General features: G+C 66.1%; 7 protein-coding genes, 1 pseudogene and 1 riboswitch. Of the genes and pseudogenes, 6 read left to right on the top strand and 2 right to left on the bottom strand.

Annotated elements, in window-relative coordinates; genetic code table 11:
• The 3 genes and pseudogenes from FV228_RS14355 to FV228_RS14345 all read left to right on the top strand — a co-directional run.
• Window positions 1-567 (top strand): annotated as a pseudogene (locus FV228_RS14355) (DNA primase); the annotation flags it as partial.
• 200 nt (window positions 568-767) lie between these two features.
• Window positions 768-2768: an RNA polymerase sigma factor RpoD gene (gene rpoD, locus FV228_RS14350; protein WP_147855245.1), complete on the top strand. Its 2001-nt coding sequence runs from the start codon at window positions 768-770 to the stop codon at window positions 2766-2768.
• 77 nt (window positions 2769-2845) lie between these two features.
• Complete coding sequence (locus FV228_RS14345) at window positions 2846-4105, top strand: adenylate/guanylate cyclase domain-containing protein (RefSeq protein WP_147855244.1); 1260 nt, start codon at window positions 2846-2848, stop codon at window positions 4103-4105.
• 164 nt (window positions 4106-4269) lie between these two features.
• On the opposite strand, the gene FV228_RS14340 is transcribed toward FV228_RS14345, so the two are convergent.
• Window positions 4270-5193 (bottom strand): glycosyl transferase, encoded by a 924-nt coding sequence (locus tag FV228_RS14340; RefSeq protein WP_246693909.1) that lies wholly within the window; start codon window positions 5191-5193, stop codon window positions 4270-4272.
• Window positions 5157-5354, bottom strand: a complete 198-nt coding sequence (locus tag FV228_RS34210; RefSeq protein WP_246693908.1) for a glycosyltransferase — start codon at window positions 5352-5354, stop codon at window positions 5157-5159. The genes FV228_RS14340 and FV228_RS34210 overlap by 37 nt, the downstream gene beginning before the upstream one ends.
• A 490-nt stretch (window positions 5355-5844) precedes the next feature.
• A riboswitch (TPP riboswitch) is annotated at window positions 5845-5973 on the top strand.
• 64 nt (window positions 5974-6037) lie between these two features.
• Here FV228_RS34210 and thiO point away from each other — a divergent pair.
• Genes thiO through FV228_RS14325 form a run of 3 tightly spaced genes read left to right on the top strand, consistent with a single transcriptional unit; the run spans window position 6038 to window position 8276 of the window.
• Window positions 6038-7261, top strand: a complete 1224-nt coding sequence (gene thiO / locus FV228_RS14335) for a glycine oxidase ThiO (protein ID WP_147855243.1) — start codon at window positions 6038-6040, stop codon at window positions 7259-7261.
• A complete protein-coding gene (gene thiS / locus FV228_RS14330) occupies window positions 7258-7470 on the top strand; it encodes a sulfur carrier protein ThiS (RefSeq protein WP_147855242.1) in 213 nt (70 codons plus the stop codon). The genes thiO and thiS overlap by 4 nt, the downstream gene beginning before the upstream one ends.
• Window positions 7471-7472: 2 nt before the next feature.
• Window positions 7473-8276, top strand: coding sequence for a thiazole synthase (locus tag FV228_RS14325; RefSeq protein WP_147855241.1), 804 nt, complete (start codon window positions 7473-7475; stop codon window positions 8274-8276).
• The last annotated feature ends 67 nt before the right edge of the window (window positions 8277-8343 follow it).

Here is an 8343-nt window from a genome sequence, read left to right as displayed (position 1 = left end):
GGCGAGCCGGTCTCGCCGCGCATCACCGGCAGCCCCAGCGCCTCGATGACCGCCTCGGCGGGCTTCTCCGGGGCGGCGCCGGTGCGCGAGGCGGTGATCGCCGGCACGCTGCTGGTGCACCCGGAGATGCTCGGCGAGTTCGGCGACGAGGTCTCGGAACTCGACTTCGAGCACCCCGACGCCCGGGCGCTCCTGTCGGTCCTGGTCGCCTGTGCCGCAGAGGATGGACAAACGAACGCGGACCTGTTGCGAATCCGCATCACACGGGCCAGCCTCGGAGAGGCGGCGGAGCGGATTCTGGCGCTGGCCCGCTCCCGGGACCGGATTACGCTGTCCCCGCACGCCGATCCGCAGCAGCGCGCGGACGCTCTCAGACAGGCGATGATCTTGCACCGGCAGGCTGGCGCGCTACATAGCGAACTTCGCGAAGCACGGCAGGCGTTTGAGGACGATCCGACCGATGCCGGGTGGGCATGGCTCTGCGAAGTCAAGGCGAGGCTGGAGACCGTCATCGCCGCCGAGGCTGAAGCCGACAAGCCGGTGTCGAACGACTCGACCGCCGCATGACGGCCGTGCGATGGCGGTGGCGACGGGCCGAACCCCGCGTTAGTTAACAATCGGTCAAGCCTCGGGCTTGCATACGGAACCCGACGACTCAAGGCGTCCGGAGCAATCCGGGGCCACTCGCAAGTATCGCGGCGCCGACGGCGTGGAGCGGCCTTAGTCAGGCCCCCGCAGCGCACCGCACCCGAAACAATAGGCTGATCATGGCGACGAAGGCAACGGAACGGGACGAGACGGACGCTGCCCCCGAGCAGCAGACCGACGGGCCGCTCCTCGACCTGACGGATGCTTCGGTCAAGCGGATGGTCAAGCTCGCCAAGAAGCGCGGCTACGTGACCTACGAAGAGGTCAACGAGGTCCTGCCCGAGGGCCAGTCCGATCCTGATCAGCTCGAGGACGTGCTCTCGCAGCTGTCCGAGATGGGCATCAACGTGGTCGAGGCCGAGGAGACCGACGAGGCCGCAACCACCGAGAAGACGGCGAACGGCGCCGACGGCGAGGAGGAGGAATCCGAGGGTGGCGAGGTGGCCGAGGTCGCGCCGACGCGCGCCGTCACCGTCGCCACGACCACCAAGGAGCCGACCGACCGCACCGACGATCCGGTGCGGATGTACCTGCGCGAGATGGGCTCGGTGGAGCTCCTGTCCCGCGAGGGCGAGATCGCGATCGCCAAGCGCATCGAGGCCGGCCGCGAGGCAATGATCGCGGGCCTCTGCGAGAGCCCGCTGACCTTCCAGGCCATCATCATCTGGCGGGACGAGCTCGTGGAGGGCAAGGTCCTCCTGCGCGACATCATCGATCTCGAGGCGACCTACGCCGGCCCGGACGGCAAGAACGCGCCGCAGATCGCCGAGGGCGAGAGCGAGGAGAGCGCCGAGGAGGCCGAGCCGCCCGCGCCCCCGGAGGGCGGCGACGACGAGGACGACCTCGAGAACAACGTCTCGCTCGCCGCCATGGAAGCGGAGATCAAGCCGCGGGTCCTCGAGACCTTCGACGCGATCGCCGCGAACTACCGCAAGCTGCGCAAGTTCCAGACCGAGGGCGCCGACCGCAAGGCCGCCGGCGAGAAGAACAGCCCGGCCCAGAACCAGAAGCAGATCGAGCTGAAGGACAGCGTCGTCGCCGACGTGAAGTCGCTGTCGCTCAACAACAACCGCATCGAGGCCCTGGTCGGCCAGCTCTACTCGATCAACAAGCAGCTGATCGGCCACGAGGGCCGGCTGATGCGCTACGCGGAGAGCCATGGCGTGGCCCGGGACGAGTTCCTGCGCCACTACCAGGGCTACGAACTCGATCCGAACTGGATGGAGCGGGTCGGCACGCTGGGCGGCAAGGGCTGGAAGAACCTGGTCGAGCGCGGCTCGAAGCAGGTGACGGAGCTGCGCGCCCAGATCCTGGACCTCGCCTCCGAGACCGGCCTGGAGATCGGCGAGTACCGCCGCATCGTCAACATGGTCCAGAAGGGCGAGCGCGAGGCCCGGCAGGCCAAGAAGGAGATGATCGAGGCGAACCTGCGCCTCGTGATCTCGATCGCCAAGAAGTACACGAACCGCGGCCTGCAGTTCCTGGACCTGATCCAGGAGGGCAACATCGGCCTGATGAAGGCGGTCGACAAGTTCGAGTACCGCCGCGGCTACAAGTTCTCGACCTACGCCACCTGGTGGATCCGGCAGGCGATCACCCGCTCGATCGCCGACCAGGCCCGCACGATCCGCATCCCGGTGCACATGATCGAGACGATCAACAAGATCGTCCGGACCTCGCGTCAGATGCTGCACGAGATCGGCCGCGAGCCGACTCCGGAGGAGCTGGCCGAGAAGCTGGCGATGCCGCTGGAGAAGGTGCGGAAAGTCCTGAAGATCGCCAAGGAGCCGATCTCCCTCGAGACGCCCATCGGCGACGAGGAGGACAGCCACCTCGGCGACTTCATCGAGGACAAGAACGTCGTCCTGCCGATCGACGCGGCGATCCAGTCGAACCTGCGCGAGACCACGACTCGGGTGCTGGCGTCGCTGACCCCGCGCGAGGAGCGCGTGCTGCGCATGCGCTTCGGCATCGGCATGAACACCGACCACACCCTCGAGGAGGTCGGCCAGCAGTTCTCGGTGACCCGCGAGCGCATCCGGCAGATCGAGGCCAAGGCGCTGCGCAAGCTGAAGCACCCGTCGCGTAGCCGGAAGCTCCGGAGCTTCCTGGACAACTGAGCCCCCGTCGCGGCCTACCGCGGCGCCTCCCCTCCGACCGCGTTGCCAGGCGGCTGCGCGGTCCCCACCTTGGCGCCATGCTCGAACGCCGCCCGCCAACGCCCGGATTGCCGACGGCCTTCGCGGACGGCTCCGAAGCCGACGACGTGCCCTTCGGCGCGCTCCAGCCCTCGGTGGGCATCCGCGACTGGCTGCTGGGCGAGGGCGCGCGGCTGCAGAAGGCCGAGGACATGCTCTCCGGCCTCGCCGAGCGGCTGATCGCCATCGGCGTGCCGGTGGACCGGGCCTCCACGGCGATCGACACCCTGCACTCGGAATATGCCGGCGTCGGCCGGGTCTGGACCCGGGACGGCGGTACCAGCGTGCGGCTGTTCCCGCACGGGGGCCGCTCGCAGGAGGCCTATCTCAACAGCCCGTTCCACACGGTCCACGAGACCGGCGAGTGGCTGATCCTCGACATCGCCGAGACGCCGGACGACGCCTACGCGATCATCCCGGACCTGAAGGCCGGCGGCTACACCCACTACGTCGTGGCGCCGCTGTTCTTCACCAACGGCACCAAGAACGGCATCACCTTTGCCACGAAGGCGCCCGACGGGTTCGGCGAGGACGACATCGCGATCCTCCGCTTCGTCATGCCGGCGCTCGCGGCCGTGGCCGAGATGCGCGTCCTCAACAAGCAGCTCGACCACGTGCTACGCCTTTATGTCGGCGACGAGCCGCACCGGGCGATCCTGGCCGGCGACATCCGCCGCGGACAGGTGACGCGGATCCGCTCGGCGATCCTGTTCGCCGACATGCGCGACTACACCCGCACCTCGGCCGACATGACCCCCGAGGAGGCGGTCGGGCTGCTCAACGTGTTCTTCGACTGCCTGGTGCCGCCGATCGAGCGCGAAGGCGGCGAGGTCCTGAAGTATCTGGGCGATGGCTTGCTGGCGATCTTCCGGGAATCCGGAGACGACCTTGGCGGCGCCGCCAAGGGGGCGCTCACTGCAGCCCAGAACGCGCTGGCGGCCCTCGACGAGGCCAACGCCCTGCATCAGTTCTCGGTGCCGGTGGCGGCGGGAATCGCGCTCCACCACGGTGAGGCCGCCTACGGCAATGTCGGCTCGGGCTCCCGGCTCGACTTCACGGTCATCGGCCGCGACGTGAACCTCGCCAGCCGGATCGCCCGGCTGAACCGCCAGCTCGGCGAGCCACTGCTGATGTCGAAGCCATTCGTGGACTTCCTCTGGGGCGATCCGATCCCGCTCGGCGAGCACGTCCTCGACGGCTTCCGGGAGCCGATGGCGGTGTTCCGCCCGAAGTTCTTGCGGCCGCGCGCGCCGAGCTGAGAGTTTTCGCAAAATTTCACAGGACTGATAAACTTTCCCCATACGTAATAATCACATGATCGCCGTGTAAAACCTCTGTGCTTAGCCGAGTGACGCGGATATTTTTCCGACTGCCTCAGCTTTTAGGCTCTCCATAATCGAAAGATCGTGGACCCGTGCTGGAATTACCCCGATCCGGGCATCGACTCGGCCATCTTGACTAGAACTGCGTTCGCCAAGGCTGCGGTCCGGGTGAGAACCTCGTCTGGAACTCCCGGCAGGTCGAGTATTTTCAGGCATGCCGCCGCGCAGGCCTTGTGTTGCGCCGTATGATAAGCGTGAATGGAAAATTCCTCCAGCAATCCAAAATCGTAGACCCAGGGCATTATTGCGATGCCTTCTTTTGGCGCCTTGAGGGACAGTCCGGACTCCGCATACCGGTATCCCGCCGCAAACTTCTCCTTGTGCCTACAGTATTGGCTAGCGCTGTGGCGTGCCTCAGCCCGCGCCGGACAGACGGGAATCATGCGATCGTACAGCTTCAAGACTTTTTCCGCGGGCTCATCCAATTTCTCCATGAGCCAGGCAGCGTTCAATAAACTGATGTATACTTCTTCCTTCCAATACCCGAGGCTGCTTCGCTTCAGATAACAATCCAGCGCCTTAAGATCTTCGCCGACATCGCGATAGGATCGCGCGAGATAGAACGTGTATCGCGCGATCATGAATGGGTCTTTTTCAGCAGCTAAAGCTCTTTCCAGAACCGCCAAATCTCGTCGTTCCGACGACCGATCGCGATGACGTGCTCCATCGTCGCCGCGACGCATGGCAAGGGGCAGCTTGGGTGTTGGCGGGTCCTTTTGACACTCCAGAAATTCATGCACGACGCCTCGATAGCGCCAGTTTTTGTTATTTTTAACTAGTTTTATACGCCAGTATTCTGTATTTTCATCCAAAATCGTCAGCATGTACCCTGCCGCAATGAGCTTCGGCATCGAGAAATCATTGGGAATTATCAATTGATCGTCGGCATCGATGATCAAACTATAGGCGGCATGCGGGCGCGCTAATTTTAAGCTTCGGTGCGGTTGAAGGCGAAATCGACCCACGGTCTCTCCACAAGCGTTCCGGGCGTGTCTGCCATCGCTGCGCGGATGACATCCTGGGTTCCATCCGTCGAGCCGGTGTCGACAATGACCCAATGGTCAATAATCGGCCTCACAGAATCAAGACACCTGCGAATAACGTGAGCCTCATTCTTGACGATCATGGAAAGGCAAATTTTTTGACCAAAACTATTCATGCCCATGCACCCAAAGAAAATTCCGTTACATCGCCTCTAATCGTGCTGCGCTTTTTGATAGCGCAAAACTCCTCGTCAACCAATCTGACATCCTCCATCAAATTGATGTTTTGATTTTTATTAGGTAAATCGCATCGTGAATGACGTAATAATTCTAATATCTTTTGAGAGATCCGATTATTATCTGTGGGAATTTCGTTGAATATTACTGGTTATAAATCGGAAAAATCAAAAATCTGGGAATCGCTGGCGCGGATATGTCGGCATGCGCGTTCGTGCTGCCGACGCCTTCAATGATCGAGCGTGGCGCATATCGCTCAATCGGCAAGCGACGCGATTCAGCGGTAGGCCTTGGACCGGAGATCCGATCGGTTACTGCGCCTCCAGGAATGTTGCATCCCAGACCCCGGCTCACGGTATCGGGCTTGACCCGCGGGGCCCGCGCGACCAGATCTATCGCTGTTCCAGGGAGATCCCCGGCAAGGGGCTGAGAAACCGCTGGCACGTCCACCCGGACCTGCGGCGCGGAAATCCTTTGAACCTGATCCGGCTCATACCGGCGTAGGGATTGGACCGCGGCCGCCTGAATGGCAGGCCACCGCTTCTCACCGAAGCACACGGCCCGATCTTCGCGACGGAAATCCGCGGAGATGACTTTGGCTTTTGACCGCCCCGTTTCACCGATCGGACGTCGCCGCCTCCCGGCCAGCCTCGCCGGGCAGGCCTCGCTGCCGGCGCGTGCCGATGTCGCCATCGTCGGCGGCGGGTTGATCGGCCTGTCGATCGCCTGGCGGCTCGCACGCGCCGGCCGCTCGGTGGTCGTCGTCGAGCGCGACACGATCGGCGCAGGCGCGAGCCTGGCCGCCACCGGCATGCTGGCCCCGGCCGCCGAGCACGAGCCTGGCTCCGATCCGTTGCTGCCGCTCGCCCTCGAATCCCTCCGGCTCTGGCCGGGATTCCGCGACGCCCTCGAAGCCGAGACCGGGCTGCCGATCGATTACCGCGCGGACGGCACCGTGGTGGTCGCCATCGGCCGCGACGAGGTCGAGCGCCTGCGCTTCCGCTACGACCTGCAGCGCCGCTCGGGCCTCGATGCCGCGTGGCTGCCGGGCACCGAGGTGCGGCGGCTGGAGCCGGCCCTGCGCCCCTCCGTCACCGCAGGCGTCCATTGCCCGTCGGATCACCAGGTCGATCCCCGCCTCGTGATGGCGGCGCTGGCCGAGGCCTGCCGGCGTGCCGGCGTGACGCTGGTCGAGGGCACGGCCGTGGCTGGGCTCGACTGGTCCGGCGGCACCGTCACCGGCATCCGGGCCGGCGACGGGTCCGTGACGGCCGATACCGTCGTGCTGGCCTCCGGCGCGTGGAGCGGGGAGGGCGGCCTGCTGCCCGAAACCCTCGCCCTGCCGGTGAGGCCGCTCAAGGGCCAGTCGATGGCGCTGCGCACCACCGCGCGCACCGGTACGCTCAGCCGGATGATCTGGACCGAACAGGTCCACATGGCGCCCAAGAGCGACGGCCAGCTGATCGTCGGCGCCACCGTCGAGGATTGCGGCTTCCGGTCGGGCATCACCGCCGGCGGCCTCTACGCCCTGCTGGAGGGTGCGCGCCGGGTGTTGCCCGGCGTCGAGGAGATGGAGGTCGAGGCCGTGTGGGGCGGCTACCGCCCGACCTCGGACGACGACGCGCCGATCATCGACACGCTGGCGCCGGGCCTCGTCGTCGCCACCGGCCATCACCGCAACGGCTACTTGCTCGCCCCCGTGACCGCCGACGCGGTGGCCGAACTCGTCACACGCGGCGCACTTCCCGAGATCGCCAAGCCGTTCACCCGGGCGCGCTTCCACCGACCCGAACCCAGGAGGGCCTCGGCATGAAGCTTCTGGTGAACGGAGAGATGCGGGATCTCGCGGTCGAAACCATCGCGGCCCTGTTCCAGGCCGAAGCCGACGAGACCGGCATCGAGAGCCCCCAGGGCATCGCCATCGCGCTGAACGGCCGCGTGCTGCGCCGCCGGGACTGGGACGAGACGCCGGTCGCCGAGGGCGACCGGGTCGAGATCGTCCGCGCCATGCAGGGAGGTTGACCATGGACCACACCGTCACGCCACTGCGCCCCGAGACCGAGGCGGACCGCTTCACCATCGCAGGCGTGGAGCTGTCCTCGCGGCTGTTCATCGGCACCGCCGGCTACCCGACGCAGGCGATCATGCGCGACGCGGTCGCGGTGTCGGGGGCCGAGGTCGTCACCGCCTCGATCCGCCGGGTCTCACTCCAGGGCCACGGCTCGGACACCGTGCGGGTCCTCAAGGGCAAGCGCTTCCTGCCCAACACCGCCGGCTGCGAGACCGCCCGCGACGCGATCATGACCGCCGAGCTCGCCCGCGAGGCGCTGGACACCAACTGGATCAAGGTCGAGGTGATCGGCGACCGAGAGACCCTCTATCCCGACGTGGCCGAGCTGATCGAGGCGTGCCGCCACCTGGTGGACGAAGGATTCGTGGTCCTGCCCTATTGCAACGACGATCCGGTCGTCTGCCAGCGCCTCGAGGATCTCGGCTGCGCCGCGATCATGCCGATGGGCTCGCTGATCGGCTCCGGCATGGGGGTCGCCAACCCGGCCAATATCGAGCTGATCTGCCGCCGTGCGCGCGTACCGGTGATCGTCGATGCCGGCATCGGCACCGCCTCGGACGCGGTCATCGCCATGGAACTCGGGGCGGCGGCCTGCCTGATCAACACCGCCATCGCCAAGGCCGACGACCCGGTGCGGATGGCCCGGGCCATGGGCCGCGCGGTCGAGGCCGGGCGCGATGCCTATTGCGCCGGCCGCATCCCCCGCCGCGGCCGGGCCGATCCGTCGAGCCCGCAACTCGGCCTCGTCGGCTCGTGAGACCCCTGCCGTCGCGGCTGCTGGCTGTGACGGACCGGCACGGCCACGCCCGGCCCCTGGCCGACAC

Origin of the sequence: Methylobacterium sp. WL18, assembly GCF_008040015.1 — a bacterium.
In the GTDB taxonomy this organism is placed as follows: domain Bacteria; phylum Pseudomonadota; class Alphaproteobacteria; order Rhizobiales; family Beijerinckiaceae; genus Methylobacterium; species Methylobacterium mesophilicum.
Note: the sequence above shows the minus strand (reverse complement) of the source record. Positions and strands in the feature narration are given on the sequence as shown.

What these genes read in the sequence shown, in the direction of transcription:
- FV228_RS14345 (WP_147855244.1), top strand. Translation starts at nt 2,846, where the DNA reads ATGCTCGAACGCCGCCCGCCAACGCCCGGATTGCCGACGGCCTTCGCG.
- thiO (WP_147855243.1), top strand. Translation starts at nt 6,038, where the DNA reads ATGACTTTGGCTTTTGACCGCCCCGTTTCACCGATCGGACGTCGCCGC.
- FV228_RS14325 (WP_147855241.1), top strand. Translation starts at nt 7,473, where the DNA reads ATGGACCACACCGTCACGCCACTGCGCCCCGAGACCGAGGCGGACCGC.
- rpoD (WP_147855245.1), top strand. Translation starts at nt 768, where the DNA reads ATGGCGACGAAGGCAACGGAACGGGACGAGACGGACGCTGCCCCCGAG.
- FV228_RS34210 (WP_246693908.1), bottom strand. Translation starts at nt 5,354, where the DNA reads ATGATCGTCAAGAATGAGGCTCACGTTATTCGCAGGTGTCTTGATTCT.
- thiS (WP_147855242.1), top strand. Translation starts at nt 7,258, where the DNA reads ATGAAGCTTCTGGTGAACGGAGAGATGCGGGATCTCGCGGTCGAAACC.